The sequence below is a fragment of the Pseudomonas sp. JV449 genome, assembly GCF_032424295.1.
GTDB classification, from domain to species: domain Bacteria; phylum Pseudomonadota; class Gammaproteobacteria; order Pseudomonadales; family Pseudomonadaceae; genus Aquipseudomonas; species Aquipseudomonas marginalis.
In genome coordinates, this window is the sequence record NZ_VYKD01000007.1 from 53310 (window position 1) to 79251 (window position 25942).

Here is a 25942-nt window from a genome sequence, read left to right on the forward strand (position 1 = left end):
TTTCTCACACTAGCGCGTTCCGTTTTGCCATCTCGATAAGTTCTACCAAGGACTTGGCTTGAAGTTTCTGCATCAGCCTCTTTTTATAAGTGCTTACTGTTTTGTTGCTCAAGAACATACCTTTTGCTATTTCCTTGTTGGTGCGACCTTGTGCGAAAAGTTGTAATACCATCAACTCCCGATCGTTAACCGCCTTGAACAGTTCAAGTTCCTTGCAGGCCTCATCGTTGGTGTTCAAGGCTTGGCTGGGGAAGTAGTTATAACCGGACAGTACAGCGCGGATGGCGCTCATCAGCTCGCTCAGGTCACCTTCCTTGCACACGTAGCCATCGGCTCCCGAACGCATGCAACGCGTGGCAAACAGGGTGGGGGATTGAGCCGTCAGCACCAGGGTTTTCATCGACGCGTTCATGGCGTTGAATCGGCAAAGCACTTCCAGCCCGTCGAGTTTTGGAATGCTGATGTCGAGGATGATCAGGTCCGGCATGCATTCGCGGACCATTTGGATGGCGTCGCATCCGTTATCCGTTTCGCCGACTACTTTGAAATTTTCTTCGTGCTCCAACAACATTCGTATGGCAAGTCTTATAACCGGATGGTCGTCAATAATAAAAACTGTATTCATGATCATATTCCATGCAAGTACAAATAAAGCGGGCACATTAGCTCAGAAGCCGATGGATAAGCATGAACTTGGGGGGTGGCAGGTATAAAACAGGAAAGTTCCTACATTAAAAAAGGTAAAAGCCTACCTGTCTCTAAGGAGCTGTAACGCAAGAGGCCAAGGTTCCGCAGGGGCATGGGCCGAAGGAACATGGCAAGGACTTTACAGTGGTTATGCGCGATTTTTCCGACCGGTCGATCTGTTTAAAGTCCTACATTTATAACGTGAGTAATGTATGGGTCAAACGTGCAAGCTCATCTTTATTCAACGGCTTTGGCAAGTAACCGAGCAATGGCAGGCCACGTTTGAGGGCTTGGGTTTGCAACGCTGAAAGTTCTGCCTCGGGAAGTCCGCTGAGCAAGATGGCGGCCTTGATAAAGCATTGGCGACTGGCGATTTCAATCAACTCAAGACCGGGCAGGTCGGGCAGGCACTGGTCACAGAGGATGATGTCGAAGGGCGCCTCGGCCTGGGTCATCAAACGGATTGCCTGCTCGGCGTTTTCGGCCGGGGCCAGGTGCTCGAAGCCGAAGCTTCTCAGCAGGCATTGGGTGGCGAGGAGCTGAAAGGGATGGTCCTCCACCAACAGGATCCGAAAGGGGTAGTGGGGCATAGAAGGCACACGGTGAGTCAAGCGTCGATAGGGGGCACGTAGGAACTGTTCGCCAGACCTGCCCGGAGCGTGCGCGATTATTCTTCGGGCGCTTGTGCGAATTCGATCAGGCCGCTCTGTTCCCATCGTAGGCAGATTCTGTTCAGTGAACAGGCGGCGTGATCAGCCAGGTTATTGAGGGCTGGAGCGCCCGGTCATCTCCCGTGCCATCTCGGTGGCGTAGCTGTCGGTCATGCCGGCGATGAAGTCGATCATCCGCAGGAACGACCTGTGCAGCGGCCATGCAGGGTCCGGCGCGTTGTTGCCCAACAGGTCGAGAATGCGCCGGTTCTTGAACGACGGCGTGCGTCCGCCGTGCTGCTCCAGGGCCGCGCCGCAGAAGGCGTTCAACAGGATTTCCAGGGTGGTGTAGGCGCCGATCTCGTGGAGGGTCTTGCGCTTGTCCTGGAAGATTTTCTTGCGCGCCATGTCCTTGGCATCCAGCACGCAGCGTTTGGCGGGGCCGTGCATGTGCTCCACCAGGTCGCCGGGCAGGGTGCCGGCAAGCAAGGCCTCCTGTTGTTCGACGAAGGCGCGCGCCGCGGCGTTGGTCAAGTGCTCGATGGCCTTGCCGCGCAGGATCGCCAGCTTGCGTCGGCGCGAGTCCTGGGCGCCCAGTTGCCGGTAGGTCTGCGGCAGGTCGTCGCCCACCAGGTCGAGCAGCAGTGACTCGACTTCGGTGTACTCCAGCAGGTCCATTTCCAGGCCGTCCTCCAGGTCGATCAAGGCGTAGCAGATGTCGTCTGCCGCCTCCATCAGATAGACCAGTGGGTGGCGAGCCCAGCGTTGTTCCTCGAGTTGCGGCAGGCCGAGCTTGCTGGCGATCTGTTCGAGGATCGGCAGTTCGCTCTGGTAGCAGCCGAACTTGTGTTTCTTGTAACCCAGGGAATCGGCGTGGCGGGCGGTCCAGGGGTACTTGAGGTACGTGCCCAAGGTCGCGTAGGTCAGGCGCGTGCCGCCGTCGAACTGGTGGTATTCCAGTTGGGTCAGTACCCGGAAGCCTTGGGCATTGCCTTCGAAGTTGAGGAAGTCATTGCGCTCGGCGCTGCTCATGTCGTCCAGCCAGCCGCGCCCCGCTGCCTGTTGGAACCAGTGGCGGATGGCGTCTTCGCCTGAATGCCCGAACGGCGGGTTGCCGATGTCATGGGCCAGGCAGGCCGATTGCACCACCATGCCCAGGTCGCTCGGGTCACACCAGTCGGGCAGGGCGCTGCGCAGGGTTTCGCCCACGCGCATGCCGAGGGAGCGGCCTACGCAACTGACTTCCAGGGAGTGGGTCAGGCGTGTGTGGATATGGTCGTTGCTGGACACCGGGTGCACTTGGGTCTTGCGGCCCAGGCGGCGAAACGCGCCGGAGAAGATAATGCGGTCATGGTCTTTGTGAAACGGGCTGCGGCCTAGTTCTTCCGGGCTGTGCAGGGGTTTTCCAAGGCGTTCGCGGGTAAGCAGGGTGGGCCAATCCAAGGCGGGTACTCTCCGTACGGTGAATGACCCGCCCAGCTTCCCGGTTCCGCCTTGGCGGGGCAAGCGAAAATCTACAGGCCGGCCGCGTCGATATCGATTAACAGCAAGCGCTGACCGTTATCGAAGAATTGTCCGGCGGTGAGGCAGTACTGGTTGGTGGTTGCATCGCGGTAGGTCGAGGACAGCGTCAGGCGACGCTCCTCCCAACCTTCGGCCAGCAGGTGATAGAAGTACGGGCGCCATGACCAGTTGTGGCCCAGGTAGCGGCTGTCGGCCTGCCAGGCGTCCTGGCGCCATTCGAAGTTGGGGGTCAACTGGGTGCCATGCCGGTCGCATTGGTAAAAACGCAGCAGCCAGGGGAAGGCCGGCAGTTGGGGCAAGTGATCCAGCGGGGCTTGGGCCTGTGCCCAGGATTGCAGGATCTTCATCAGTTCGGTCAATTGCTGGCGCAGTTGCATGATGCGCCCGCGTTCGGCCAGCTTCTGCTGAACATACGCCGCGCGCAGTTGGTCAAAGCGCGGCACGAAGGCGTCGGTGGCGAACCAGTCCAATTGCGCCTGGGCAAACAGATAGCCCTGCACGTAGCGCGAACCGCATTCCAGGGCGAAGCTCAGCTGCGCCTCGGTTTCCACGCCTTCGGCAATGATCCAGCAGCCGGTCTTTTCCGCCATCTGCGCCAGCGCCCGCACGACGTCACTGCTCGGTCCGCCCCTGGCGGCTTGCTGGAACAGGCGCATGTCCAGCTTGAGGATGTCCGGCTGCAGCGCCAATACCCGGTCAAGCTGGGAATAGCCGGCGCCGAAATCATCGATGGCGATGCGCGCACCGGCCTCGCGATAACGTGCCACCACCTCGGCCAGGCGCTGGATGTCGCCGCCCAGTTCGGTGATCTCGAACACGATGCGCTGCGGGTCGACGCCATGGCTGTGGATCTGTTTGAGGCTCGGCAGCGCCTGGCCCGGACGCAATTGGTTGATCCAGCGCGGCGAGATATTCAGGCTGAGGAACCAGTCTTCGGGGGCTTCATGCAGGCGGCTTAACGCGTTGTCGCGAATCTGCCGGTCGAGACGGCGCAAGCTCGCGCCTGGCGTGCGTGGGTCGGCGAACAGCGGGCCAACGGACTGCAGGCGGCCATCAGCCTGGCGTAGACGCCCCAAGGCCTCGACGCCGGCAATGCGCCCGGTGGCGGTATCGATAAACGGTTGGAAGCAGGCGAGCGGTTGCCCGTCGATCACGGGGCCTCCTTAAAAACACTGGCGAAAAAAGACCCGGCCCTCGAAACGAGGACCGGGCCATTCTGTTAGCAAGAATGCAGCCAGCAGGCTCAACCTTTGCGTGAATTGCCCTGCATGGCCAGTTTGATCAGCGGGATCAGGCCGGCACCGAGGCGCACCAGGCGCGTCACACTGCTGATACCGCCGCCCTTGGCGCCCTTGCCGGTGAAGAAACCGATCAGGGTTACAGCGGCCACGCCCCACAGCGGCGCGTGCTTGATGCCCAGGCCGCCCTGAAAGTTTTGGCCCAGGTTGCGCACCTTGTTCAGCGGCGCCATCAATTGCTGGGATTCGTGGCGTATCTCCTGGCGGTGCATCTCCATGCGCAGGCGGATCAAGGCCTTGCGCATTTCCCGGCGGGAGGTTTGCTGGATTTCATTCGAGCTCATGGCAGCAGGCGCTCCCGATCATTGGCCAGCTCTTCAAGGGTGGCGTGGAACGGCGTGGACTCATCGAACACCGCCGCTTTCAAGCGCACTCCGCAGAAGGCAGCGGCCAGGCTGTAGAACACGCAGAGGCAGATGATCCCGGTCAGGCGGTAGCCGGTGTCCCATACCAGGATCATCACCAGTGTCGACAACCCCACCAGCAACAACAGGGCAAATACCAGCGCCAGGCCGGCAAACAGCAGCAGGCTGACGGTACGGGCCTTCTGCTCCTGCAATTCGATGCCAAACAGTTCGACGTGGCTGTGCAGCAAGCCAAGAACGGCCGCGCCCAGGCGTCGTGAGGTGGTACCCGTGGACGAGCCAGTTTCGCCGATAGACATGATTAGCGCCTTGTGGCCAGCAGGCCGATCAGAAAGCCCACGCCGGCGGCAATGCCTACCGACTGCCAAGGGTTGGCCTGCACGTAATCTTCGGTCGCGGTGACCGCCGCCTGGCCGCGTTCGCGCAGGGAGTCTTCGGTTTGCTTGAGGGTTTCGCGGGCCTGCAACAGCGTGTCATGAATCTTGGCGCGCAGCTCATCGGCCTGGTCGCCCGCAAGCACCTTGGTGTCGTCCAGCAACCTTTCGGTGTCAGTCACCAGAGTTTGAAAATCCGCCATCAGTATTTCTTGAGCAGTCTTTGCAGTTCTTCTGGCCATGGTTATCTCCGTGATTGGCTGATCGGTACGTGTGGTTTCGAGTCACCGGTATCGGTGAAGGTTCAGTGCAATTGTCTGGTACAGCTTTTGCTTTGCCTTGGTGCGCACGCCCCGTGGCTTGCGCTGAATCCGGGCGGTCGGGGCTCAGGTCTCGAAAAACCTTACCCTAAATAACTCAAACTCGCGGAAAAACCCTGTCGGCAACGGCCGGTTGTGTTGAACGCTGCGCTAAAGCGGTTCACGCCCTCTGAAGAGGGGCGGTGCCGGAGGTGCCAATTTAGTGCGCGCAACCCCTGGCTTGAACCGCTTTGGTGCTTTTTGCCTTACACAGGCCTGCCAACTTCAATGGAAAATCTGCAAAGTGCGGTGGACACTCTGGTCCACAGCTCCAATACCCTGTTTATCCTGATCGGTGCGGTCATGGTCCTGGCCATGCACGCCGGCTTCGCGTTTCTGGAAGTCGGGACGGTGCGCCAGAAAAACCAGGTCAACGCCCTGTCGAAGATCCTCAGCGACTTCGCCATCTCCACCCTGGCCTATTTCTTTATAGGCTATTGGATCTCCTACGGGGTGAGCTTCATGCAACCGGCGGCCGTGATCAGCGCCGACCATGGTTATGGCCTGGTGAAGTTCTTCTTCCTGCTGACGTTTGCGGCAGCGATCCCGGCGATCATCTCCGGCGGTATTGCGGAGCGTGCAAAGTTCGCTCCGCAGTTGTGCGCCACCGCGTTGATCGTGGCGTTTATCTATCCGTTTTTCGAAGGCATGGTGTGGAACGGCAATTTCGGTTTGCAGGCCTGGTTGCTCAAGACGTTCGGCGCCAGCTTCCATGACTTTGCCGGCTCGGTGGTGGTGCATGCCATGGGCGGCTGGCTGGCGCTCGCGGCGGTGCTGCTGCTGGGCCCGCGCAATGGGCGCTACCGGGAAGGGCGCCTGGTGGCGTTTGCGCCGTCGAGCATTCCGTTCCTGGCGTTGGGCTCGTGGATCCTGATTGTCGGCTGGTTCGGCTTTAACGTGATGAGCGCGCAGACCCTGGACGGCGTCAGCGGCCTGGTGGCGGTGAACTCGCTGATGGCCATGGTCGGCGGCACCGTCGCCGCCCTGGTGATCGGCCGCAACGACCCAGGCTTCCTGCATAACGGTCCGTTGGCCGGGCTGGTGGCGATCTGCGCGGGTTCCGACCTGATGCATCCGGTGGGCGCGCTGGTCACCGGTGTGGTTGCGGGCGGGCTGTTTGTGTGGTGCTTTATCGCCGCCCAGGACCGCTGGAAGATCGACGATGTGCTGGGGGTGTGGCCACTGCATGGCCTGTGCGGTGTATGGGGCGGGATTGCCTGCGGCATCTTTGGGCAAAAGGCGCTGGGGGGATTGGGCGGCGTGAGTCTGATCAGCCAATTGATCGGTACGGGACTCGGTGTGGTCGTCGCGTTCGGCGGCGGCCTGCTGGTGTATGGCGTGATCAAGCGCGTACACGGGCTGCGCCTGAGCCAGGAGGAGGAGTATTACGGCGCAGATCTGTCGATCCACAAGATCGGTGCGGTCAGTCAGGATTGATAGGCGCCTCTTCGTCGGTGCTCGGGTGCGTGTAGAAACCGTGCAGCAGGCGATAGCGGTTATGCCGGACTTCATCGACCCGCGCCTGCACCTGTTGGTCCGGCAGGCCCAGCAGGATCAAGGCGTGGGAGGCGAGCATCAGGCTTGACTCCAGCAGCTCGGGCACCACTTCGCTGGCGCCCGCGGCTTTCAATTCAGCCCACTGGCTGTCATCGCGGGTGCGCACCAGGATCGGCACGTCGGGGTTGATATGGCGGGCTTCCTTGAGCACCGCAAGGGCCACATCACTGTTGTCCACGGCAATCACCACCAGGCGCGCCCGTTCCAGGCCCACGGCACTGAGCAAGGCGCCACGGCGACAGTCGCCGTAATGCACGCTGCTGTCTTCGGTGGCGGCTTCCTGGACCCGTTCCGGGTCGTCATCCAGGGCGATAAACGCCTGTTGCTCATTGCGCAGAAAGCGCCCGATGGATTGCCCGACCCGGCCATAGCCGCAGATGACCGCATGCCCGTGTAATTGGGCGTTGAGGGCGGCAATTTCTTCAAGTTGTACCTGTTGGTTGGGCTTACGATGCAGGCGCAGGGCAATCGCCGGCGCGGCGCGCAACAGCAGTGGCGTCAACAGCATCGAACAGAACGTGGCGGCGAGCAGCAGACCGTTGAATTCATCGGGTATCAGCCGGCTCTGTTGCATCTGCGCCATCAGCGCAAAACAGAACTCACCGCCCTGGGCCAGGGCCAGGCCGCTGCGCCAGGCGGTTTCACTGTCGCTGCCGCGCAGCTTGACCAGCGCAGCCACCACACTGCCTTTGATCAGCATCAGCGCGAGGGTCATGCCGAGGATCAACAGACTGTGGCTGACGAACAACTGCAGGTCGATAAGCATGCCGATGCTGACGAAAAACAGCCCCAGCAGGATGTCGCGGAAGGGCCGGATATCCGCTTCGATCTGATGGCGGTAATGGCTTTCGCCCAGCAGCATGCCGGCCAGGAAGGCACCGAGGGCAGGGGAGAGGCCCAGCAGATGCGTGAGCCAGGCGGTCAGCAAGACGATCACCAGCGCCAGCAGCACAAACAGCTCCGCCGAATGGGAAGCTGCGACCTCATGAAACAAGCGCGGCAATAACCAGCGGCTGGCGAGCAACAGGCCCACGAACAACACCACGGTTTTGCCCAGCGTCAGCGGCAACGCCCAGTACCAGGCCTGTTCGCTGCTGCCGGCGAACACCGGCACCAGCGTCAGCAGCAACACCGCCACCACATCCTGGAACAGCAACACGCCGATCGCGTTCTGGCCATGGCTGCTGAAGATTTCGCCGAGGCTGGTCAGTTCCTTGCTAACGATCGCCGTGGACGACAGCGCCAGCCCCGCACCCAGCAACAAGGCGATGCCCGGTGCCACACCGAAGGCCATCAACAGGCCCCCCAGCAGCACGCTGCACCCCAGCACCTGCAAGCTGCCGAGGCCAAACACCACGCGGCGCAGGGCGAGCATCCTGGTCAGGGAAAACTCCAGGCCCAGGGAAAACAGCAGGAACACCACGCCCAGTTCGGCAAGATCGGGCAGCTCTTCGCTGTCATTCACCCAGTCCAGGGCAGTCGGCCCTACGGCCAGGCCCACGCACAGGTAGCCCAGCACGGGTGGTAGTTGCAGCCGGCGAAACAGCGCAATCACCACCAGGGATGAGGCCAGAATGATCAGCAGGTTGGCGAACACAAGCATCTCCGTTGCAGGGTGAGCGGGCAAAAAGCCGCGAGAATCGCTGAATCAGTTATAGGCCATGGTGATCTGGGTCAGGGTTTATTGTGGCCGGCAGGTTTCCGGGGAGCGAACGCTGTACCTGTGGCGAGCGGGCTTGCCCCGCGTTGGGCTGCGAAGCGGCCCCAAAACAAGCACCGTATTTCTGTCTGAAGGAGCGCGGCGGCACTACCGGGGCCGCTTCGCGCCCCAACGCGGGGCAAGCCCGCTCGCCACAGGTTTTTGTGAGGATTAGAATGCTTGTCTACTTACTGATCAGGGCCATTCGTCATGCTTCCTGAATGCCAGTTGTTCGGCACCCTGGGTTGCCATCTTTGTGAAATTGCCGAAGCCGAAATCATGCCGCTCGTCGAACGCGGGTTGCTGGTCGAGTTGGTTGATATCACCGACCCCGACGACCTGACCGACGCCTATGGCCTAAGGATTCCGGTGCTTCGGCGGGTGGACACGGGGGCTGAACTGGATTGGCCCTTCGATGCGGATCAGGTTGTCGCCTTCCTGCGCTGACGTTTATGCGATGGCGGGTTTCCGAATATTACGTTACTGTATGTTTGTACAGCGATTGAATAGAGGGAACGCCCGTGGTGAATGTTGAACAACTGAAAAGCAGCGTCAATCGCATGTCTGCCGATGTCGTGCGCGACGCGGTGAACGAGCTGCGCCTCGACGGCCTGGTCACGGAAGGCAAGACGCCGTTTAACAAAGTGCATTTCAATACCTGCTTTGCCGAGATCGAGGCGTTGTTCCAGCGCGCCGGTTATCACAAGCAGCTCGATGTGGTGGGTTACCAGGGCCTGTTGTACGCGCTTTACGATCCCGGCCGCTGGGAAGCGGTGGACGTGCTGCGCTGGCTCAAGGAGTTCACCGAGGCGGCGAGTGCTTCGCCGATCCTGCGCGCGGAATTGGCCAAGGCCTGAGATCCGCCCTAGGTTTCATCCCGCTTGATGCGGGATAATGCCCGCCTGTTTTTTCAAGGCTTCGAGCATGTCCACATCCGCTTTTTCCGCGTCCCAGCACCAAGCCAGCACCCTGTACCTGCCACCTGGCCCCTGGGCGACGGTGCTGGAGTGCCTGTGCGAGCACTTTGCGGCGATCAGTCGCGAACAGTGGCTGGACCGCATCGCCCGTGGGCGGGTGCTGGATGTCACTGGCACCCCGATCCCCCTGGACCTGGCCTACAGGGAAGGCCTGTGCATCTATTACTTCCGTGAAGTCCCCAACGAAAAAGTCATCCCGGTGCAGGAAAGCATCCTCTACGCCGATGAGCACCTGGTGGTGGCGGACAAACCGCACTTCCTGCCCGTGACCCCGGCCGGCGAGTACGTCGAGCAAACCCTGCTGCGCCGCCTGATTCGCCGCCTGGACAACCCGGCGCTGGTGCCCCTGCACCGCATCGACCGACACACCGCCGGGCTGGTGCTGTTCTCGGCCAACCCGGCCAGCCGTTCGGCCTATCAGCAGCTGTTTCCCACGCGCCGGATCGATAAATTCTACGAAGCCATCGCCCCGGCTTTGCCTGGCCTGACGTTCCCGTTGGTACACAAAAGCCGCCTGGTGGATGGCGAACCTTTCTTCCGCATGCAGGAAGGCCCCGGTGCCAGCAACACCGAAACAGCGGTGGAGGTGCGGGAAAAGAACGGCGACTTATGGCGCTACGGCCTGTTTCCCGTGACCGGCAAGAAACACCAGCTGCGTGTACACATGACCGCGCTGGGGGCGAGCATCTGCAACGATCCGTTCTATCCGGACGTGATCAAGGATGCGGTCGATGATTACGCCAATCCCCTCAAGCTGCTGGCCCAGGGCGTGCGGTTTATCGACCCGGTCACCGCTGAAGAACGCCGGTTTCGAAGCCTCATCACCCTCGACTGGTAACCCCCGGAAACGACAAGGCCCGCGCGAGGCGGGCCTTGTGTGCAAGCGCTGAGGCTTACAGGTCTTTAACGGTGCGAACCTGATCTTTGTTGATGCGGGTTCGCTTGCCATCAAGCTGTTCGAATTCGTAGAAACCCGAATCTTCGTTGTATTTCGGGGTGTCGACGGCCTGGATTTCGCGACCGTCATTCAGGGTGATCACTGTCGGCGAGGCGCAACCGGCGAGGGTAGCCAGGCCCAGTGCAAGCATGAGAGCGGCGATGGTCCGTTGAGTCATGGGTGTTGTCTCCAAGAGAATACTTTTTGATTGCTGACCTTGAGACGTGTGAGACGTCGCCAAAGTTCCTTGTGCGAAGGTTCATTCTGACACGTCAGACCTTGGGCGCAACAGCTCTGGTGTATTCAGGTTGGCCAGGCGCGGGTCATCGGTTGGGCATTCCACGCCCACGCCGCCCAATTGCAGGAGGATCTTTCGCGGGCTGCGTTCACCGGCATGCCAGGCCTGTTCTACCTCGGTTCGCAGGCCGATGGGGAGGATGCAGATCAAGGGTTCCCAGAATTCACCGTGGCGCACCATCACCGGCAACAAGGGATGGCGTTGCGCGGTTTCACGCAGGTCGGCGAGGAGTCGAGCGTCGATATGGGGCACATCGCACGGCAGGATCAGCAGGTGCCCATGGCGCGCGGCGGCCAGTCCTGCGCGGATACCTGCCAGCGGCCCGGGAAAATCCGGGCTGTCGTCGCTTACCAACTGGTCGGCATAGGCGGCGTACTGCGCCTGGTTGCGGTTGCACGAGATGATCAGGTCATCGGTCAGTGGCCGTACCAGGCGCTGCACGTGTGCGATCAAGGGCAGGCCGTGCCAGTCCAGCAGGCCTTTGTCCTGGCCGCCCATGCGCTGGCCGCGGCCACCGGCCAACAGCAGGATCGAACAGGGCAGGGGGATTGAGTCGAGTGGCATGTGGGTTCCGCGCAGGCAGCTGAACAGGGGCCTGTGATATAACATCGGGCCGTTCCTTCGACAACCGGACCGTGCCATGAAAGCCAAGGCCGATGCACCCTTCGTACCCCTGAATATCGCGGTATTGACCGTCAGCGACACCCGCACCCTGGACACCGACACCTCGGGCCAGGTCTTCGTCGACCGCCTCACCGCCGCCGGCCACCACCTGGCCGAGCGCGTGCTGCTCAAGGACGACCTCTACAAGATCCGCGCCCAGGTCGCCCACTGGATTGCCGAAGACGTGGTGCAAGTGGTGTTGATCACCGGCGGCACCGGCTTCACCGGCCGCGACAGCACCCCCGAAGCGGTCGGCTGCCTGCTCGACAAACAGGTCGACGGCTTTGGCGAACTGTTCCGCCAGATCTCCGTGGCCGACATCGGCACCTCCACCGTGCAATCCCGCGCCCTGGCCGGCCTGGCCAACGGCACCCTGGTGTGCTGCCTGCCGGGCTCCACCAATGCCGTGCGCACCGGTTGGGATGGCATCCTCGCCGAACAACTGGATAACCGTCATCGCCCCTGCAACTTCGTGCCGCACCTGAAGCTGGCCGAACCCTGTGAATCCCGTGGGTAAGCCCGGCAAGACCGGCGCCCTGATGCCGGTAGAACACGCCCTGCAACAGCTGCTGGCGATGGCCGAAGCCGCGCCGATCCGCGAGCAGCACGTGCTGCCCCTGGCCGAGTGCGACGGCCGTGTATTGGCCCAGGATCTGGTCTCCACCCTCGACCTGCCGCCCTGGCCCAACAGCGCCATGGACGGTTACGCCGTGCGCCTGGCGGATTGGACCGGTGAACCCTTGCCCGTCAGCCAGCGTATTTTCGCTGGCCAGGCGCCGCAGCCGCTGGCGGCCGGCACCTGTGCGCGCATCTTCACCGGGGCGCCGGTACCGGAAGGCGCGGACTGCGTGGAAATGCAGGAAAACGCCGTGGTCCACGCCGATGAGCGCGTGAGCTTCAGCGAACCGTTGCAGCCCAACCAGAACATCCGCCCCCAAGGCCAGGAAACCACCGTCGGCGAGCGGGTGCTCACGGCCGGTACGCGCCTGGGCCCGATCGAGCTGGGCCTGGCGGCTTCCCTTGGCCGTGATCGGCTGGACGTGATCCGCCGCCCGCGTGTCGCCGTGTTGTCCACCGGCGATGAACTGATCGAGCCCGGTTTGCCCCTCGGTCCGGGCCAGATCTACAACAGCAATCGCCGCGTGTTGTGTTCCTGGCTTGAGCGCATGGGTTGCGAAGTCATCGACGCAGGCATCCTGCCGGACGACCTGGAGCAGACCCGTTCGCGACTGGCAGGCTTGAGGGCGGTTGATCTGATTTTGTCCACGGGCGGTGTGTCGGTGGGCGAGGCGGATTTCCTGGGTATTGCCCTGCGCGAAGAGGGTGAGCTGGCGTTATGGAAGCTGGCGATCAAGCCGGGCAAACCCCTGACTTTTGGTCATTTCCGTGGCGTGCCGGTGATCGGCCTGCCGGGCAATCCGGCCTCGACCCTGGTGACCTTTGCGCTGTTGGCGCGCCCCTACTTGCTGCGCCGCCAGGGTGTGGCGGACGTGGAACCGCTGCGTTTCGACGTGCCGGTGGGGTTCACCTGGCCCAAGCCGGGCAACCGCCGCGAGTATCTGCGCGGGCGCATCGAACAGGGCAAGGCGATCATCTACCGCAACCAGAGCTCCGGCGTGCTGCGCAGCGCGGCGTGGGCGGAGGGGTTTGTGGAGGTGTTGGAAGGGACGACGCTGGACATCGGCGATCGAGTCAATTTCATCCCTCTGAGTGAAGTCTTGAATTGACCCCCAATCCAAATGTGGAAGGGGGCTTGCCCTGATGCCAGTCAGTTAAGCGTACATCGCCTCCTGTAGGAGCGAGCTTGCTCGCGAAAAACGTCAACGATAACGCGTTCTTCCTGAATGAACGCGGCGCCTGTGAGTTTTTCGCGAGCAAGCTCGCTCCTACAAAAAGCCTTAGGGCAAGCCCCCTCCCACATTTGAACCTGTATATGCCTGTGGCTATTCAGTAATCGTCGCCACGCTCCGTGACATCCCGCTCCACCGGGCGCGCATCCGGGTCATAGCCCACCGGGAACTTGCCCTTCAACGTCCAGGCAAATGCAATGATCTCGGCGATGGTGCGGTACAACTCCTCCGGAATACTGTCGCCCAGTTCCATGCGTGCCAGCAGTTTCACCAGCTCGGCATTTTCATAGATCGGCACTTCATTTTCCCGCGCCAACTTGAGGATGGCTTCGGCCAGGGCATCGTCGCCCTTGGCGGTCAGGGTCGGCGCTTGCTGGCCGTCGTACTTGAGGGCAATCGCCTGGCGCGGCGGGTTGGCGTTGTTCATGCGGTTTCATCCACCCAGCGTTGTTCAAGTCCGGTTTTCGGCCCGCGTGGCGGGGTGCCGAGGTGGCAGTCCAGGTCGCCGACATTCAGCCCTGACGACACCAGGCGCTCGCGCAGGCTGCCCAAATGGCTTTCGATCAGGCTGGCAGTGAAAGGTCGGGTTGCCCACAGTTGGCTGGACAGCTTGCCCTGAGTCAGCTGCGCCTGGACCTGCAACGGCCCCAGGGGCTCCATGTCGAAGGCCAGTTCGACGCGCCAGAGCATCTGTTTGGGCTCCTTGGAATCCTTGCGTTCGGGCTGGTCCTTGTCCGGCGCCGGCTCTTCGCGCTGGAACTTGACCTGCAACGGCACGATGTCCTGCAGGGTGCGCATAGGGATCTCCAACTGCCAGGTGGTTTGCAGGCGGCCATCGGCGGTGGTGCCGGTTTGCTCCAGGCTCGACAGCTGGTGGCTCTGCAAGCGGGAAATGGCCCCGGCGGCCAGGCGCAGCAGGTTTTCCAGGTCGCCTTCGCCCTCCAGTTTTGCCATCAGCCGCTCCGGCAGTGGGAAGCTGACCGGTGCTTGCCGCGCGCCGACCTGGCCGAGGGTGCCCAACGGGCTGCGCACGAAGTTGGGCAGCACCTGGGCCAGGGTGTTGGCGGCAAGAATGGCATTCAGGTTGGTGCTGGCGGGCAAGGCAGGCAGCAGGTCGGCGACCAGGCGCAGCAGCGCGCCCTTCATATCCAGCGGTGGCACCTGCGGGTTTTGCCCGGCGAGTAACTTGGCTTCAAGAAAGGCGCCGCTGTTCTGGATCACCTGGGCCAGCACCTTGGGGTTGCTCACCTGTGCCAGGTCGGGCAAGGCCGCCAGCAAACGGTCGGCGGCGGCGCGCAGGTCGGCGGAGGTGCTGTCGCCGCGGGGCAGATTTTGCAACGCCTTGAACACCGCATCCAGGGAGCCCTGGCGACTTTGCTGGGTCGACAATTGCTGGGTGACGGCCAGTTGATCCTTGAGCCCGCTCAACGGCACAAAATTCAGGGTTTGCGCGTTCTGCACCACGGCGCTGAGCAAGCTGCCCACGCGCAACGGTTGCGGGCTTTCCAGTGTCAGGGTCGCGCCGGCCAGGGCGCTATTGAGTACGGTCACCAACGAACGGTAGATCGCCGGCTGCGCGGTGCCTTGGGGCAGGGCCTGGGTGGTCAGCACCTTGGCCTGCAGCAGGGTGCCTTCCGGCATCCTGGCCGTATCGATACGGGTGAGGGCGGCAACGTTGGCGCTCAGGGCTTGTTGCAGGCTGATGGCCAGGTTGCCTGCGGGCGTCTGGCTCACAGCCACATTGCTGCCCAACGGCAAGGGTTGTGGGCTGCTGGCTTGCACCAGCGTCTGGCGGCCGCCTTCAAGGGTCAGCTTGAGCAACAGCTGAAACGCCTCGCCGCCTTGTTTCAGGGCGAGCACCTCGGCATTCACGGTTTTGCCCGGGTCGATCAGCCCAATCTGCGGCTCCAGCAGTTTCAGCAGCGCCCCGGGCGCAGGCGCAGGGCTTTGCCCGGTTGCCGGGGTGGGAGGAAGCGTAGGAAGGTTGATCTCGCCGGTCATCGTGCGCATCGTCTCTGGGGAAATAGCCCTCTTTAGCGTAGGGCATCGCATGTATAATGCCGCGCGTCTGCAAAGAGAGCGGTAAAAACCTCACAACTATTTGATCCAGCTCTCTAAAATCGGTCGCCAAAGCCGTTATTGTGCTTCTTTACTATAACGGCCGCTGCACCGCCGACTTGAACCGTAAAGGCCCGCGATCTCTTGACCAGCCCTCTTCTTGAAGCCGTAGCGCTCTCCTGTGAACGCGACCTGCGCCTGCTGTTCGAGCACCTCGACCTGCGGGTGGCGGGCGGCGACATGGTGCAGATCAGCGGCCCCAACGGCAGCGGCAAGACCAGTTTGCTGCGCCTGCTGGCCGGCTTGATGCAGCCCACGGCCGGTGAAGTCCGACTGAACGGCAGGCCGCTCAACGAACAACGCACCGAACTGGCACGCAACCTGATCTGGATCGGCCACGCCGCCGGCATCAAGGACGTGCTCACCGCCGAAGAAAACCTCAGCTGGCTCAGCGCCCTGCATCATCCCGCGACCCGCGACGCCATCTGGCAGGCCCTGGCCGCCGTCGGCCTCAAGGGGTTCGAAGACGTGCCCTGCCACACCCTGTCCGCCGGCCAGCAGCGCCGCGTGGCCCTGGCGCGCCTGTACCTGCCTGGCCCGCCGCTGTGGATTCTCGACGAACCCTTCACCGCCCTCGACAAACAAGGCGTCACCCAATTGGAACAGCACCTGGCGCAGCACTGCGAGCAGGGCGGCCAGGTGGTGCTCACCACCCACCACACCCTGGCGCGCATGCCCGTCGGTTACCGCGACCTCGACTTGGGGCGGTGGTCGGTATGAGTGTGTTTGCCCTGTTGGTCGCCCGCGAAGCGCGGTTGCTGTGCCGTCGCCCGGCCGAACTGGCCAACCCGCTGGTGTTCTTTGCCATCGTGATCGCATTGTTCCCGTTGGCGGTCGGCCCGGAGACTAAACTGTTGCAAACCTTGTCGCCGGGACTGGTGTGGGTCGCGGCGCTTTTGTCCGTCCTGCTCTCGCTGGACGGGCTGTTTCGCAGTGATTTCGAAGACGGTTCCCTCGAGCAGTGGGTCCTTTCGTCGCACCCCCTGCCACTTCTGGTCCTGGCCAAGGTACTGGCACACTGGGCTTTTTCCGGCCTGGCGCTAGTCTTGCTCTCGCCACTGCTGGCGATGATGCTCGGATTGCCCGGCGAATGCCTGCCGATCCTGCTGCTGAGCCTGCTGCTCGGCACCCCGGTACTCAGCCTGTTGGGGGCGGTGGGTGCCGCGTTGACCGTCGGCTTGAAACGGGGTGGCCTGTTACTGGCCCTGTTGATTCTGCCTTTGTACATCCCGGTACTGATCCTGGGCAGCGGCGCGTTGCAAGCCGCGCTCATGGGCATGCCGGCGACCGGTTACCTCCTGTGGCTTGGCAGCCTGACCGCCCTGGCGGTAACCCTGACACCCTTTGCTATAGCCGCCGGCCTGAAGATCAGCGTCGGTGAATAATGAGGTCTGACTGGGCGGTATACGCATAGTCAGTAAAGACCCTACGCTTCTTGCCAAGACAAGAAGCAACCGTGATGGAAACAGCAATGAACTGGACCTGGTTTCACAAGCTCGGCTCGCCCAAATGGTTCTACGGCATCAGTGGCAGACTGCTGCCCTGGTTCAGCATCGCCGCCGTGTTGCTGATCGGCATCGGCCTGGTCTGGGGCCTGGCCTTTGCACCGCCGGACTACCAGCAAGGCAACAGCTTTCGCATCATCTACATCCACGTGCCTGCCGCGATGCTGGCCCAGTCCTGCTACGTTATGCTGGCGGTGTGCGGCGTCGTCGGCCTGGTGTGGAAGATGAAACTCGCGGACGTCGCCCTGCAATGCGCCGCGCCCATCGGGGCGTGGATGACCGCCGTGGCGCTGGTCACCGGTGCGATCTGGGGCAAACCCACCTGGGGCTCGTGGTGGGTGTGGGATGCGCGACTAACGTCGATGCTGATCCTGCTGTTCCTGTACTTCGGTCTTATTGCCCTGGGCAACGCGATCAGCAATCGTGACAGCGCCGCCAAGGCCTGCGCGGTGCTGGCGATTGTCGGCGTGATCAACATCCCGATCATCAAGTACTCGGTGGAGTGGTGGAACACCCTGCACCAGGGCGCCACCTTCACCCTCACCGAAAAACCGGCAATGCCCGTGGAAATGTGGGCACCGTTGCTGCTGATGGTGCTGGGGTTCTACTGCTTCTTCGGCGCCGTGCTGCTGATGCGCATGCGCCTCGAAGTGCTCAAGCGTGAAGCCCGCGCCAGCTGGGTCAAGGCCGAAGTGCAAAGCTGCCTGGGAGCGCGCGGATGAGTTTTGCTTCTTTCAGTGATTTTCTCGCCATGGGCCACCACGGCCTGTATGTCTGGACGGCCTATGGCATCTGCCTGGCCGTACTGGCCCTCAACGTCGTCGCGCCGATCCTGGCCCGCAAGCGTTACCTGCAACAAGAGGCGCGTCGTCTGCGCCGGGAGACCGAAAAGTGAATCCGCTGCGTAGAAAGCGTCTGTTGATCATCCTTGCCATCCTGGCCGGCGTCAGTATTGCCGTGGGCCTGGCGATGAGCGCCCTGCGGGAGAACATCAACCTGTTCTACACCCCGACCCAGATCGCCAACGGCGAAGCGCCGCTGGACACGCGCATCCGTGCCGGCGGCATGGTGGAGAAGGGCTCGCTGAAGCGTTCCGGCGATTCCCTCGACGTCACCTTCGTGGTTACCGATTTCAACAAGGCCGTGACCATCACCTACCGCGGCATCCTCCCGGACCTGTTCCGCGAAGGCCAGGGCATCGTCGCCCTGGGCAAGCTCAACGCCGACGGCGTGGTGGTGGCCGATGAAGTGCTGGCCAAGCACGATGAGAAATACATGCCGCCGGAAGTCACCAAGGCCTTGAAAGACAGCGGCCAGTCCGCACCCACCCCCGCCAAGGAGGGCTAAGTGATGACGTCTGCATTGTTTATTCCGGAACTGGGCCAGTTGGCGATGATCCTCGCCCTGTGCTTTGCCATCGTCCAGGCGGTGGTGCCGTTGCTCGGTGCCTGGCGCGGTGACCGCCTGTGGATGAGCCTGGCGCAGCCGGCGGCCTGGGGCCAGTGTGCGTTCCTGGTGTTCGCGTTCGGCTGCCTGACCTACGCCTTTATGACCGACGACTTTTCCGTCGCCTATGTAGCGAATAACTCCAACAGCGCCTTGCCCTGGTACTACAAGTTCAGCGCGGTGTGGGGCGCCCACGAAGGCTCGCTGCTGCTGTGGGCGTTGATCCTCGGCGGCTGGACCTTCGCGGTGTCGGTGTTCTCGCGCCAGTTGCCGCAAGTCATGCTCGCACGGGTGCTGGCGGTGATGGGCATGATCAGCATCGGCTTCCTGCTGTTCCTGATCATGACCTCCAACCCGTTCACCCGCATCCTGCCGCAGATCCCGGCGGACGGTCACGACCTCAACCCGCTGCTGCAGGACATCGGCCTGATCGTGCACCCGCCGATGCTCTACATGGGCTACGTGGGTTTTTCCGTGGCCTTTGCCTTCGCTATCGCCGCCTTGCTCGGCGGGCGCCTTGATGCGGCCTGGGCGCGCTGGTCGCGGCCGTGGACCATCGTCGCCTGGGCGTTCCTCGGCATCGGCATCACCCTTGGTTCGTGGTGGGCCTACTACGAACTCGGCTGGGGCGGCTGGTGGTTCTGGGACCCGGTGGAAAACGCGTCCTTCATGCCATGGCTGGTCGGCACTGCACTGATTCACTCGTTGGCCGTCACCGAAAAACGCGGCGTGTTCAAGAGCTGGACCGTGTTGCTGGCCATCGCGGCATTTTCCCTCAGCCTGCTCGGCACCTTCCTCGTGCGTTCGGGCGTGTTGACCTCGGTGCATGCGTTTGCCTCCGACCCGGAGCGCGGTGTGTTCATCCTGATCTTCCTGCTGTTTGTGGTCGGCGGCTCCCTCACCCTGTTCGCCCTGCGCGCACCGGTGGTCAAGAGCCAGGTCGGCTTCAACCTGTGGTCGCGGGAAACCCTGCTGCTGGGCAATAACCTGGTGCTGGTGGTGGCCGCGTCGATGATCCTGCTCGGCACCTTGTACCCCTTGGTGCTGGATGCCCTGAGCGGCGCCAAGCTGTCCGTCGGCCCGCCGTACTTCAACGCGTTGTTTATTCCGTTGATGGGCCTGTTGATGGGGGTGATGGCGGTCGGTGTGCTGGTGCGCTGGAAGGACACCCCGGTCAAATGGCTGGCCGGCATGTTGATGCCGGTGCTGCTCGGCAGCGTGGCCCTGGCCGTGGTCGCCGGTATCGCCTATGGCGACTTCAACTGGGCGGTGCTCGCCACCTTCCTGCTCGCCGCCTGGGTACTGCTGGCCGGTGTGCGTGACATCGTCGACAAGACCCGCCACAAAGGCCTGGTCAAAGGCCTGCCGACCCTCACCCGCAGCTACTGGGGCATGCAGATCGCCCACATCGGCATCGCCGTGTGCGCCCTCGGCGTGGTGCTCTCCAGCCAGAACAGCGCCGAGCGCGACCTGCGCCTGGCGCCGGGCGAGTCCATGGACCTGGCCGGTTACCAGTTCATCTTCGAAGGCGCCAAGCACTTCGAAGGGCCGAACTTCACGTCAGACAAAGGCACCGTGCGCGTAGTGCGTAACGGTAAAGAGATCGCCGTGCTGCACCCGGAAAAACGCCTGTACACCGTGCAGAGTTCGATGATGACCGAAGCCGGTATCGACGCCGGTTTCACCCGTGACCTCTACGTGGCCCTGGGTGAACCCTTGGGCGATGGCGCCTGGGCCGTGCGCGTGCATGTGAAACCGTTCGTGCGCTGGATCTGGTTCGGCGGCTTGCTCACCGGCTTTGGTGGTTTGCTCGCGGCGCTGGATCGCCGGTATCGGGTCAAGGTCAAGAGCCGGGTGCGTGAAGCGCTGGGCCTGCAAGGAGCGGCGGTATGAAGCGTTGGTTGATGGTCGTGCCGCTGGCCCTGTTTCTGGTAGTGGCGGTATTCCTGTATCGCGGCTTGTACCTGGACCCGGCCGAGCTGCCCTCGGCGATGATCGGCAAGCCGTTCCCCGCGTTCAGCCTGCCGACCGTGCAGGGTGACAAGACCCTGACCCAGGCCGACCTGCTCGGCAAACCCGCGCTGGTCAACGTGTGGGGCACCTGGTGCATCTCCTGCCGCGTCGAGCACCCGGTGCTGAACAAGCTGGCCGAGAAGGGCGTCGTGATCTACGGCATCAACTACAAGGACGACAACGCGGCGGCCTTGAAGTGGCTGGCGGAGTTCCACAATCCCTACCAGCTGGATATCCGTGATGAAGACGGCAACCTTGGTTTGAACCTCGGCGTGTATGGCGCCCCGGAAACCTTCTTCATCGATGCCAAGGGTGTGATCCGCGACAAATACGTCGGCGTGATCGACGAAGTGGTGTGGCGCGAGCAACTGGCCGCCAAGTATCAGGCGCTGGTCGACGAGGCCAAGCCATGAAGCGCCTGTTAGCCGCTGCCGTGCTGGCGCTGGGCTTGGCCGGGGTGGCCCACGCTGCCATCGACACTTACGAATTCGCCAAGGACAGTGACCGCGAGCGTTTCCGCGAACTGACCAAGGAGCTGCGCTGCCCCAAGTGCCAGAACCAGGACATCGCCGACTCCAACGCGCCCATCGCCGCCGACCTGCGCAAGGAAATCTTCCGCATGCTGGGGGAGGGCAAGGACAACCAGCAGATCATCGACTTCATGGTCGACCGCTACGGTGATTTCGTGCGCTACAAACCGGCCCTCACCGGCAAGACCGCGTTGCTCTGGTTCGGCCCCGCCGGGCTGCTGCTGGCCGGCGTGGTGGTGATGGCCGTGATCGTCCGCCGTCGCCGCGCCGCGCCTACCGATGGTTCCGACGCGCTATCCCCCGAAGAGCGTAAACGCCTCGACCAATTGCTGGACACCAAGACTGATGATTGATTTCTGGCTCGCAGCCGGCTTGCTGCTTCTGATTGCCCTGAGTTTCCTGTTGATCCCTGTGTTGCGTGGCCGCCGCGCCCAGCGTGAAGAGGATCGCACCGCGCTGAACGTGGCGCTTTACCAAGAACGTGTGGCCGAGCTGCAAGTGCAGCAGGACGAAGGTGTGCTCGACGCCGCGCAGCTCGACAGCGGCCGCGCCGAAGCCGCCCGCGAGCTGCTGGCCGACACCGAAGGCGTGGAAAAGCCCCGCGAATCGCGCCTGGGCAAGCCGCTGCCGTTGCTCGCCGCCATCCTTGTGCCGGTGCTCGGCCTTGGCCTGTATATGCATTTCGGTGCCAGCGACAAGGTTGAACTGACCCGCGAGTTTTCCCAACCGCCGGTGTCCATGGAAGACATGACCCAGCGCCTGGAACGCGCCGCCGCCGCCCAACCGGACTCGGCGGAAGGCCTGTACTTCCTCGGTCGCGCCTATATGGCCCAGGATCGTTCCGCCGATGCCGCCAAGGTCTTCGAGCGTACCGTGGCGCTGGCCGGGCGCCAGCCGGAACTGCTCGGCCAGTGGGCCCAGGCGCAGTACTTTGCCGACAACAAACAGTGGTCGCCCAAGGTCCAGGCGCTGACCGACGAAGCCTTGAAGCTTGACCCGAAGGAAGTCACCAGCCTCGGCCTGCTCGGTATCGCCGCGTTCGAAGGCCAGCGTTATCAAGAGGCAATCGACTACTGGAAGCGTCTGCTGGCCCAACTGCCGGCGCAAGACAATTCTCGTGTCGCGCTGCAAGGTGGCATCGACCGCGCAGCCGAGAAGTTGAAAGAGAGCGGCGGCACCGTCGCCCCGGCGCCTGGGGCGGTTCTTAAAGTGCGCGTGGATTTGTCCGCGGATGTTAAGGCCAAATCCCTGCCTACCGACAGCGTATTTATCTTCGCCCGCGCCGTCAGCGGCCCGCCGGCACCCTTGGCGGCCAAGCGCGTCACCGTTGCCGAGTTGCCTGTCACCGTCGAACTCGGCGATGCCGACGCGATGATGCCGCAGTTGAAACTGTCCAACTTCCCCGAAGTCCAACTGGTTGCGCGCATATCCCGGGCCGGTCAACCGACCACCGGCGAGTGGATCGGCCGCAGCCAACCCTTGGCCAGCACCACCACTGCACTGCAGCAGCTGACCATCGACAGTCCGGACAAGTAATTCGAGGAAACGCCCATGACCGCATTTGCACGCATCACCCTGCTCAGCCTGGTAGTGGGCCTGAGCGCCTGTGCGGTCCACCGCCCACCGCCTGCGCCGACCGGCCCGACTATCCCATCGTCAGGCCCTTCGACCCAGCCGAGCACCAAGCCCTCGGGCCCGGTTACCCCGCCGCCGAAGCCACTGCCGACCAAATCCCCCACCTTCGCCCCGCCACCGGGCGCCGCCAGCCACTGGGACGGCAAGATGCAGGTGTATGTGCTGGACGACCAGCCTGACACCTTCTACCGCCAGCGCACCTACTACCGCTGGAGCAACGGCTGGAGCCGCTCCATCAGCCCCAACGGGCCATGGGAAGACACCGACGTGCAAGGCGTGCCGCCGGGATTGAGCAAGCAGTACGCGCAATGACAAAAGGCGACCTTCGAGTCGCCTTCTTCATGCCTGTGAAACCCATTCTTCCAGACACTGGAGGGCAAATGTGGGAGGGGGGCTTGCCCCTCCCACAGGAGATCTCCTCGGCCATCAAGCCACAGTACACTCCCGCTCCAGTGCCGCACCCCCTAACAACTGCGCAATCTCAACCATCCGTACCACCGCTAGCACCTGCTTGCGGCTTGAATCATCTTCAAATGGGGCGATGTTGGCTCTGGAAGATTTTGAATTGAAGATACTTCCGGCTGTCTCGCCCTTTGAAACGGACTGAATCACCGCCACAGGCGACTTTCAAAAAACTCACCAACCCGTCAGGGGTGAGCAAGCACTACGCCCAGCAAATATTGAGGCGGCGCGCACTTCAGTAACGTGGTCGCTGCCGAGGGATTGCTGGATATACTTTCCAGTGCGGGGAAAATCGCCATTGGCCTGCGCGTCGACCTGGTCCAAGCCAGGAGTCGCGCAGGGCTACCCGTGGTGCAACCAATCTGGCAACAAGCGAAGAGGATGTTTTGATGGCGGGCAGGTTGATCTATCTCATCGGGCCATCGGGTTCGGGCAAGGACAGCCTGCTGGAGGCTGCACGCCCGCGGTTGGCCGAGCGCGGTTGCCGGATTGTGCGCCGCGTGATCACGCGCTCGGCGGAAGCGGTGGGCGAGGCGGCCCAGGGCGTCAGCCCGGAGCAATTCGCCGTGATGCAGGCCGAGGGTGCGTTTGCCCTCAGCTGGCACGCCAACGGGTTGTCCTACGGCATCCCCAAGGTCATCGACGAATGGCTGGCAGCGGGGGAGGACGTGCTGGTCAATGGTTCTCGCGCGCACCTGGCGCAGACCCGCGAGCGCTACCCGGATGTGTGGGTGCTGTTGCTGGCGGTGGATCAAGCCGTATTGCGCCAGCGCCTGGTGGCGCGGGGGCGTGAGGCCCAGGCGGATATCGAGGAGCGTCTGGCGCGCAATGCACGGTTCACCGCCGAACTGATCGCCGGCAATGGCTCGGGGTTGTTTGTGCTGGATAACTCCGGGCCACTGGAACACACGGTCGAGCGCCTGCTGTGTTGCCTGAACCAGGGGCATTGCGTATGGGCCTGACCCTGCCTGCACCGGTGACGTGCGGGGCATGTCAAGCGGCGAGATCCTGACATGCAGCGAATTCGGCGGAAAACCTTAAGTGCATGTATCTGGGTGAGGCCGGATTTGGTGTAGTCAAATCAGCACGGTTTTGTAGGATTATGTTTTTTTCCTGAAAATCCAATAAGTTTTTTTGCGCGAAAGTGTGTGTTCAGTTGTTTAAATTGCAAGTGGTTTAGTGCCTGTCTTAGCGCATGTTGCGCCGCCTTAGTGTGTTTCAGTACGAACTAAATCAGCGCTGTCCTGAGCGTTTTCTGCATGGGAGTTTATTGCGTCGATTCTGATTGACTCGACTCATTAACTTACTATAGGGAGCGCACTGCCCATGATTTGCTCTGAACGTTCTCGGCTCAACTTCTCACTTGAAAACCTGCCGCCTTCCGATCCTGGCCCCTATGGTGTGGGCGCCGGTCGCAAACCAACCTTCACGACGGAACAGGCCGGAAAGTACATCACCCGCAATAATCTGCATTTCCACGACCGTAATGGCGACAAGCGGATCGACCTCTCCTATACGGTAGACCCGACGTTCAGCGTCGCGCAGCAACGCCGAGTGCGCCAGGCGGTGCAATATTGGGAGGACGTGGCCAACATCAGTTTCAAGGAACGGGCAGCCGGCGCCGACGGCACGGTCCACATCAAAAACAACCCGCGCGGTGACCGTGGCGTCGCCAGCTCACCCTCGCGCGGCATTACCACCACCACGGCCACGGTCGGCACACTGCGAGAAAGTAGTTCGCCGGCGCAGGGCAGTCACTTTTCAGTCACTACCGTGCATGAAATCGGCCACGCCATCGGCCTGCAGCATCCGGGTGACTACAATGGCGGCGGTGCTGATTACAACAATGGTGCCAGGTATGCCGGCGATACAAAGGCACGCAGTGTGATGAGCTACTGGTCGGAGACGAACCAGGCCGGCCATGATTTTCGGTATTCGAATCCCTCTGCCCCGATGATGGATGACATCGCAGCCGTTCAGCGGCTCTATGGGGCCAATCACAAAACCCGCAACACCGACACCACCTACGGTTTCAATTCAAATACCGGCCGCGACGCCATGACCCTCACCAGTGCCAGGGATAAAGCTATCTTTTGCATATGGGATGGGGGCGGTAACGACACCCTGGATTGTTCCGGGTTTTCCCAGAACCAGAACATCAATTTGAACGCCGAGTCGTTTTCCGATGTGGGCGGCTTGAAGGGCAATGTTTCCATCGCCAAGGGCTGCGTGGTTGAAAACGCCATCGGTGGGGCCGGACGTGATGTCTTGACGGGGAATGAGGCGGACAATCGGCTCAAGGGCGGCTTGGGTGCAGACAGGCTGCGGGGCGGCGGCGGGGCGGATATTTTTGACTACGACAAGGCCAGCGACTCCACACCGCAGCAGCCTGACCTGATCGAGGACTTTACCAGCGGGACGGACAAGATTGACGTCTCGGGTGCATTGAAAGAGGCGCGCGTCGGTGCCCTGACGTTCACTGATCGATTCTCTGGTCGCGCCGGCGAGGCATTGCTCAGGCACGACGCGGCCACCGGGCGTTCAAGCCTGGAGATAGATCTGAAGGGGAGCGGCAGCGCCGACCTGGTGGTCAAGAGCATTGGCCAGATCAAACCCGGCGATGTGCAGTGGCAGGGGCAAAAGCCGGAGGTTAAACCCGCACCGAAGGTTGTCCCCACACCGGCCCCTGCGCCGCCGCCGGATAGCAGCACGGACCCGCTTGCAGCGTTACGCGAGGTGATGATCAAGGCGTTCTCAGCCTTGTTGCAGTGGATACAAAACACTGTCCAGCCGTCGGATGCCCGCAGATAACACTGCCATGACGAGGCGCTGACAGGCTCAAGCCTTGATCAGCGCCTGCCATGGTCGGCAAACGCCAGGGCCTTGGCCCTTGCAACGCACAGACAAGCCTGTGGGGAATGCCCATGGCATGTCACTCGGTTGGCGGTTTTCAACATCGCGCAAAACAACCATCAGTCAGCCTGACCTATTTTGT

General features: G+C 62.2%; 30 protein-coding genes. 18 read left to right on the forward strand and 12 right to left on the reverse strand.

The window, feature by feature from the left end; translation table 11 throughout:
* Positions 1-4: 4 nt before the first annotated feature.
* From F6S08_RS09740 to F6S08_RS09770, 7 genes are all read right to left on the reverse strand, one after another.
* Positions 5-625 carry a response regulator transcription factor gene (locus F6S08_RS09740; protein ID WP_065924451.1) on the reverse strand — a complete coding sequence of 207 codons (621 nt, stop codon included), beginning with the start codon at positions 623-625 and terminating at the stop codon, positions 5-7.
* Between the two features lie 256 nt (positions 626-881).
* Positions 882-1277, reverse strand: a complete 396-nt coding sequence (locus tag F6S08_RS09745; RefSeq protein ID WP_065924452.1) for a response regulator — start codon at positions 1275-1277, stop codon at positions 882-884.
* A 171-nt stretch (positions 1278-1448) separates the two neighbouring features.
* Positions 1449-2780: a deoxyguanosinetriphosphate triphosphohydrolase gene (locus F6S08_RS09750; protein WP_065924453.1), complete on the reverse strand. Its 1332-nt coding sequence runs from the start codon at positions 2778-2780 to the stop codon at positions 1449-1451.
* Between the two features lie 71 nt (positions 2781-2851).
* Positions 2852-4015, reverse strand: a complete 1164-nt coding sequence (locus F6S08_RS09755) for an EAL domain-containing protein (RefSeq protein ID WP_027607012.1) — start codon at positions 4013-4015, stop codon at positions 2852-2854.
* A gap of 89 nt (positions 4016-4104) precedes the next feature.
* The gene (locus F6S08_RS09760; protein WP_027607013.1) at positions 4105-4443 is read right to left on the reverse strand and encodes a hypothetical protein; all 339 of its coding nucleotides are present in this window, start codon (positions 4441-4443) and stop codon (positions 4105-4107) included.
* A complete protein-coding gene (locus tag F6S08_RS09765) occupies positions 4440-4823 on the reverse strand; it encodes a phage holin family protein (protein ID WP_012723020.1) in 384 nt (127 codons plus the stop codon). Before F6S08_RS09765 ends, F6S08_RS09760 begins: the two co-directional genes overlap by 4 nt.
* Positions 4824-4825: 2 nt before the next feature.
* A complete protein-coding gene (locus F6S08_RS09770; RefSeq protein ID WP_012723021.1) occupies positions 4826-5140 on the reverse strand; it encodes a YqjD family protein in 315 nt (104 codons plus the stop codon).
* Positions 5141-5485: 345 nt separating this feature from the next.
* On the opposite strand from F6S08_RS09770, the gene F6S08_RS09775 reads away from it, so the two are divergent.
* A complete protein-coding gene (locus F6S08_RS09775; RefSeq protein ID WP_065924455.1) occupies positions 5486-6694 on the forward strand; it encodes an ammonium transporter in 1209 nt (402 codons plus the stop codon).
* Here F6S08_RS09775 and F6S08_RS09780 read toward each other — a convergent pair.
* A complete protein-coding gene (locus F6S08_RS09780; RefSeq protein ID WP_137212966.1) occupies positions 6681-8417 on the reverse strand; it encodes a cation:proton antiporter in 1737 nt (578 codons plus the stop codon). The genes F6S08_RS09775 and F6S08_RS09780 overlap by 14 nt on opposite strands.
* Before the next feature lie 306 nt (positions 8418-8723).
* Here F6S08_RS09780 and F6S08_RS09785 point away from each other — a divergent pair, with 306 nt between their 5' ends.
* The 3 genes from F6S08_RS09785 (at position 8724) to F6S08_RS09795 (ending at position 10328) form a co-directional block, all read left to right on the forward strand.
* Positions 8724-8960, forward strand: coding sequence for a glutaredoxin family protein (locus tag F6S08_RS09785; protein WP_027607016.1), 237 nt, complete (start codon positions 8724-8726; stop codon positions 8958-8960).
* Between the two features lie 74 nt (positions 8961-9034).
* Positions 9035-9370 carry a hypothetical protein gene (locus tag F6S08_RS09790; RefSeq protein ID WP_010565034.1) on the forward strand — a complete coding sequence of 112 codons (336 nt, stop codon included), beginning with the start codon at positions 9035-9037 and terminating at the stop codon, positions 9368-9370.
* A gap of 67 nt (positions 9371-9437) precedes the next feature.
* Positions 9438-10328, forward strand: coding sequence for a pseudouridine synthase (locus tag F6S08_RS09795; protein WP_065924549.1), 891 nt, complete (start codon positions 9438-9440; stop codon positions 10326-10328).
* Between the two features lie 55 nt (positions 10329-10383).
* Here the strand turns inward: F6S08_RS09795 and F6S08_RS09800 are convergent, their stop codons facing one another.
* Both F6S08_RS09800 and mobA read right to left on the reverse strand, forming a co-directional pair.
* On the reverse strand, positions 10384-10605 hold the full coding sequence (locus F6S08_RS09800) for a YgdI/YgdR family lipoprotein (protein ID WP_010211805.1): 222 nt from the start codon (positions 10603-10605) through the stop codon (positions 10384-10386).
* An 81-nt stretch (positions 10606-10686) separates the two neighbouring features.
* Positions 10687-11289, reverse strand: coding sequence for a molybdenum cofactor guanylyltransferase MobA (gene mobA / locus F6S08_RS09805; protein WP_137212964.1), 603 nt, complete (start codon positions 11287-11289; stop codon positions 10687-10689).
* A gap of 76 nt (positions 11290-11365) precedes the next feature.
* On the opposite strand from mobA, the gene moaB reads away from it, so the two are divergent.
* Together moaB and glp are read left to right on the forward strand one after the other, a co-directional pair.
* Positions 11366-11905 (forward strand): molybdenum cofactor biosynthesis protein B, encoded by a 540-nt coding sequence (gene moaB / locus F6S08_RS09810; protein ID WP_027607019.1) that lies wholly within the window; start codon positions 11366-11368, stop codon positions 11903-11905.
* Complete coding sequence (glp, locus tag F6S08_RS09815) at positions 11889-13115, forward strand: gephyrin-like molybdotransferase Glp (RefSeq protein ID WP_137212963.1); 1227 nt, start codon at positions 11889-11891, stop codon at positions 13113-13115. Before moaB ends, glp begins: the two co-directional genes overlap by 17 nt.
* A 220-nt stretch (positions 13116-13335) precedes the next feature.
* On the opposite strand, the gene F6S08_RS09820 is transcribed toward glp, so the two are convergent.
* Positions 13336-13665, reverse strand: a complete 330-nt coding sequence (locus tag F6S08_RS09820) for an EscU/YscU/HrcU family type III secretion system export apparatus switch protein (protein WP_027607021.1) — start codon at positions 13663-13665, stop codon at positions 13336-13338.
* On the reverse strand, positions 13662-15239 hold the full coding sequence (locus F6S08_RS09825) for a flagellar hook-length control protein FliK (RefSeq protein WP_074845171.1): 1578 nt from the start codon (positions 15237-15239) through the stop codon (positions 13662-13664). The genes F6S08_RS09820 and F6S08_RS09825 overlap by 4 nt, the downstream gene beginning before the upstream one ends.
* A gap of 201 nt (positions 15240-15440) precedes the next feature.
* Here F6S08_RS09825 and ccmA point away from each other — a divergent pair, with 201 nt between their 5' ends.
* The 12 genes from ccmA to F6S08_RS09890 all read left to right on the forward strand — a co-directional run bounded on the left by ccmA (position 15441) and on the right by F6S08_RS09890 (position 25758).
* Positions 15441-16076: a cytochrome c biogenesis heme-transporting ATPase CcmA gene (gene ccmA, locus F6S08_RS09830; RefSeq protein ID WP_065947258.1), complete on the forward strand. Its 636-nt coding sequence runs from the start codon at positions 15441-15443 to the stop codon at positions 16074-16076.
* Positions 16073-16741 (forward strand): heme exporter protein CcmB, encoded by a 669-nt coding sequence (gene ccmB / locus F6S08_RS09835; protein ID WP_065924458.1) that lies wholly within the window; start codon positions 16073-16075, stop codon positions 16739-16741. Before ccmA ends, ccmB begins: the two co-directional genes overlap by 4 nt.
* Positions 16742-16827: 86 nt before the next feature.
* Positions 16828-17583: a heme ABC transporter permease gene (locus tag F6S08_RS09840; RefSeq protein WP_065924459.1), complete on the forward strand. Its 756-nt coding sequence runs from the start codon at positions 16828-16830 to the stop codon at positions 17581-17583.
* A complete protein-coding gene (gene ccmD, locus F6S08_RS09845) occupies positions 17580-17756 on the forward strand; it encodes a heme exporter protein CcmD (protein WP_065924460.1) in 177 nt (58 codons plus the stop codon). Before F6S08_RS09840 ends, ccmD begins: the two co-directional genes overlap by 4 nt.
* Positions 17753-18208 carry a cytochrome c maturation protein CcmE gene (gene ccmE / locus F6S08_RS09850; protein ID WP_027607026.1) on the forward strand — a complete coding sequence of 152 codons (456 nt, stop codon included), beginning with the start codon at positions 17753-17755 and terminating at the stop codon, positions 18206-18208. The genes ccmD and ccmE overlap by 4 nt, the downstream gene beginning before the upstream one ends.
* Positions 18209-18211: 3 nt before the next feature.
* Positions 18212-20200 carry a heme lyase CcmF/NrfE family subunit gene (locus F6S08_RS09855; protein WP_065947259.1) on the forward strand — a complete coding sequence of 663 codons (1989 nt, stop codon included), beginning with the start codon at positions 18212-18214 and terminating at the stop codon, positions 20198-20200.
* A complete protein-coding gene (locus F6S08_RS09860; protein WP_010211784.1) occupies positions 20197-20733 on the forward strand; it encodes a DsbE family thiol:disulfide interchange protein in 537 nt (178 codons plus the stop codon). The genes F6S08_RS09855 and F6S08_RS09860 overlap by 4 nt, the downstream gene beginning before the upstream one ends.
* On the forward strand, positions 20730-21203 hold the full coding sequence (locus F6S08_RS09865) for a cytochrome c-type biogenesis protein (protein ID WP_065924463.1): 474 nt from the start codon (positions 20730-20732) through the stop codon (positions 21201-21203). Before F6S08_RS09860 ends, F6S08_RS09865 begins: the two co-directional genes overlap by 4 nt.
* Positions 21196-22386, forward strand: coding sequence for a c-type cytochrome biogenesis protein CcmI (gene ccmI, locus F6S08_RS09870; RefSeq protein WP_074844684.1), 1191 nt, complete (start codon positions 21196-21198; stop codon positions 22384-22386). Before F6S08_RS09865 ends, ccmI begins: the two co-directional genes overlap by 8 nt.
* Before the next feature lie 15 nt (positions 22387-22401).
* Positions 22402-22797 carry a hypothetical protein gene (locus F6S08_RS09875; protein WP_065924465.1) on the forward strand — a complete coding sequence of 132 codons (396 nt, stop codon included), beginning with the start codon at positions 22402-22404 and terminating at the stop codon, positions 22795-22797.
* Between the two features lie 539 nt (positions 22798-23336).
* Entirely contained in the window at positions 23337-23909 is a 573-nt protein-coding gene (gene phnN, locus F6S08_RS09885; protein ID WP_065924466.1) for a phosphonate metabolism protein/1,5-bisphosphokinase (PRPP-forming) PhnN, read from the forward strand.
* Between the two features lie 364 nt (positions 23910-24273).
* Positions 24274-25758: a M10 family metallopeptidase C-terminal domain-containing protein gene (locus F6S08_RS09890; protein WP_315871339.1), complete on the forward strand. Its 1485-nt coding sequence runs from the start codon at positions 24274-24276 to the stop codon at positions 25756-25758.
* The last annotated feature ends 184 nt before the right edge of the window (positions 25759-25942 follow it).

What these genes read in the sequence shown, in the direction of transcription:
- F6S08_RS09860 (WP_010211784.1), top strand. Translation starts at nt 20,197, where the DNA reads ATGAAGCGTTGGTTGATGGTCGTGCCGCTGGCCCTGTTTCTGGTAGTG.
- phnN (WP_065924466.1), top strand. Translation starts at nt 23,337, where the DNA reads ATGGCGGGCAGGTTGATCTATCTCATCGGGCCATCGGGTTCGGGCAAG.
- F6S08_RS09825 (WP_074845171.1), bottom strand. Translation starts at nt 15,239, where the DNA reads ATGACCGGCGAGATCAACCTTCCTACGCTTCCTCCCACCCCGGCAACC.
- F6S08_RS09800 (WP_010211805.1), bottom strand. Translation starts at nt 10,605, where the DNA reads ATGACTCAACGGACCATCGCCGCTCTCATGCTTGCACTGGGCCTGGCT.
- F6S08_RS09820 (WP_027607021.1), bottom strand. Translation starts at nt 13,665, where the DNA reads ATGAACAACGCCAACCCGCCGCGCCAGGCGATTGCCCTCAAGTACGAC.
- F6S08_RS09865 (WP_065924463.1), top strand. Translation starts at nt 20,730, where the DNA reads ATGAAGCGCCTGTTAGCCGCTGCCGTGCTGGCGCTGGGCTTGGCCGGG.
- F6S08_RS09780 (WP_137212966.1), bottom strand. Translation starts at nt 8,417, where the DNA reads ATGCTTGTGTTCGCCAACCTGCTGATCATTCTGGCCTCATCCCTGGTG.
- ccmB (WP_065924458.1), top strand. Translation starts at nt 16,073, where the DNA reads ATGAGTGTGTTTGCCCTGTTGGTCGCCCGCGAAGCGCGGTTGCTGTGC.
- F6S08_RS09740 (WP_065924451.1), bottom strand. Translation starts at nt 625, where the DNA reads ATGAATACAGTTTTTATTATTGACGACCATCCGGTTATAAGACTTGCC.
- moaB (WP_027607019.1), top strand. Translation starts at nt 11,366, where the DNA reads ATGAAAGCCAAGGCCGATGCACCCTTCGTACCCCTGAATATCGCGGTA.
- F6S08_RS09765 (WP_012723020.1), bottom strand. Translation starts at nt 4,823, where the DNA reads ATGTCTATCGGCGAAACTGGCTCGTCCACGGGTACCACCTCACGACGC.
- F6S08_RS09770 (WP_012723021.1), bottom strand. Translation starts at nt 5,140, where the DNA reads ATGGCCAGAAGAACTGCAAAGACTGCTCAAGAAATACTGATGGCGGAT.
- F6S08_RS09875 (WP_065924465.1), top strand. Translation starts at nt 22,402, where the DNA reads ATGACCGCATTTGCACGCATCACCCTGCTCAGCCTGGTAGTGGGCCTG.
- F6S08_RS09890 (WP_315871339.1), top strand. Translation starts at nt 24,274, where the DNA reads ATGATTTGCTCTGAACGTTCTCGGCTCAACTTCTCACTTGAAAACCTG.
- F6S08_RS09795 (WP_065924549.1), top strand. Translation starts at nt 9,438, where the DNA reads ATGTCCACATCCGCTTTTTCCGCGTCCCAGCACCAAGCCAGCACCCTG.
- F6S08_RS09775 (WP_065924455.1), top strand. Translation starts at nt 5,486, where the DNA reads ATGGAAAATCTGCAAAGTGCGGTGGACACTCTGGTCCACAGCTCCAAT.
- F6S08_RS09745 (WP_065924452.1), bottom strand. Translation starts at nt 1,277, where the DNA reads ATGCCCCACTACCCCTTTCGGATCCTGTTGGTGGAGGACCATCCCTTT.
- ccmD (WP_065924460.1), top strand. Translation starts at nt 17,580, where the DNA reads ATGAGTTTTGCTTCTTTCAGTGATTTTCTCGCCATGGGCCACCACGGC.
- F6S08_RS09760 (WP_027607013.1), bottom strand. Translation starts at nt 4,443, where the DNA reads ATGAGCTCGAATGAAATCCAGCAAACCTCCCGCCGGGAAATGCGCAAG.
- F6S08_RS09840 (WP_065924459.1), top strand. Translation starts at nt 16,828, where the DNA reads ATGAACTGGACCTGGTTTCACAAGCTCGGCTCGCCCAAATGGTTCTAC.
- mobA (WP_137212964.1), bottom strand. Translation starts at nt 11,289, where the DNA reads ATGCCACTCGACTCAATCCCCCTGCCCTGTTCGATCCTGCTGTTGGCC.
- ccmI (WP_074844684.1), top strand. Translation starts at nt 21,196, where the DNA reads ATGATTGATTTCTGGCTCGCAGCCGGCTTGCTGCTTCTGATTGCCCTG.
- F6S08_RS09785 (WP_027607016.1), top strand. Translation starts at nt 8,724, where the DNA reads ATGCTTCCTGAATGCCAGTTGTTCGGCACCCTGGGTTGCCATCTTTGT.
- F6S08_RS09855 (WP_065947259.1), top strand. Translation starts at nt 18,212, where the DNA reads ATGACGTCTGCATTGTTTATTCCGGAACTGGGCCAGTTGGCGATGATC.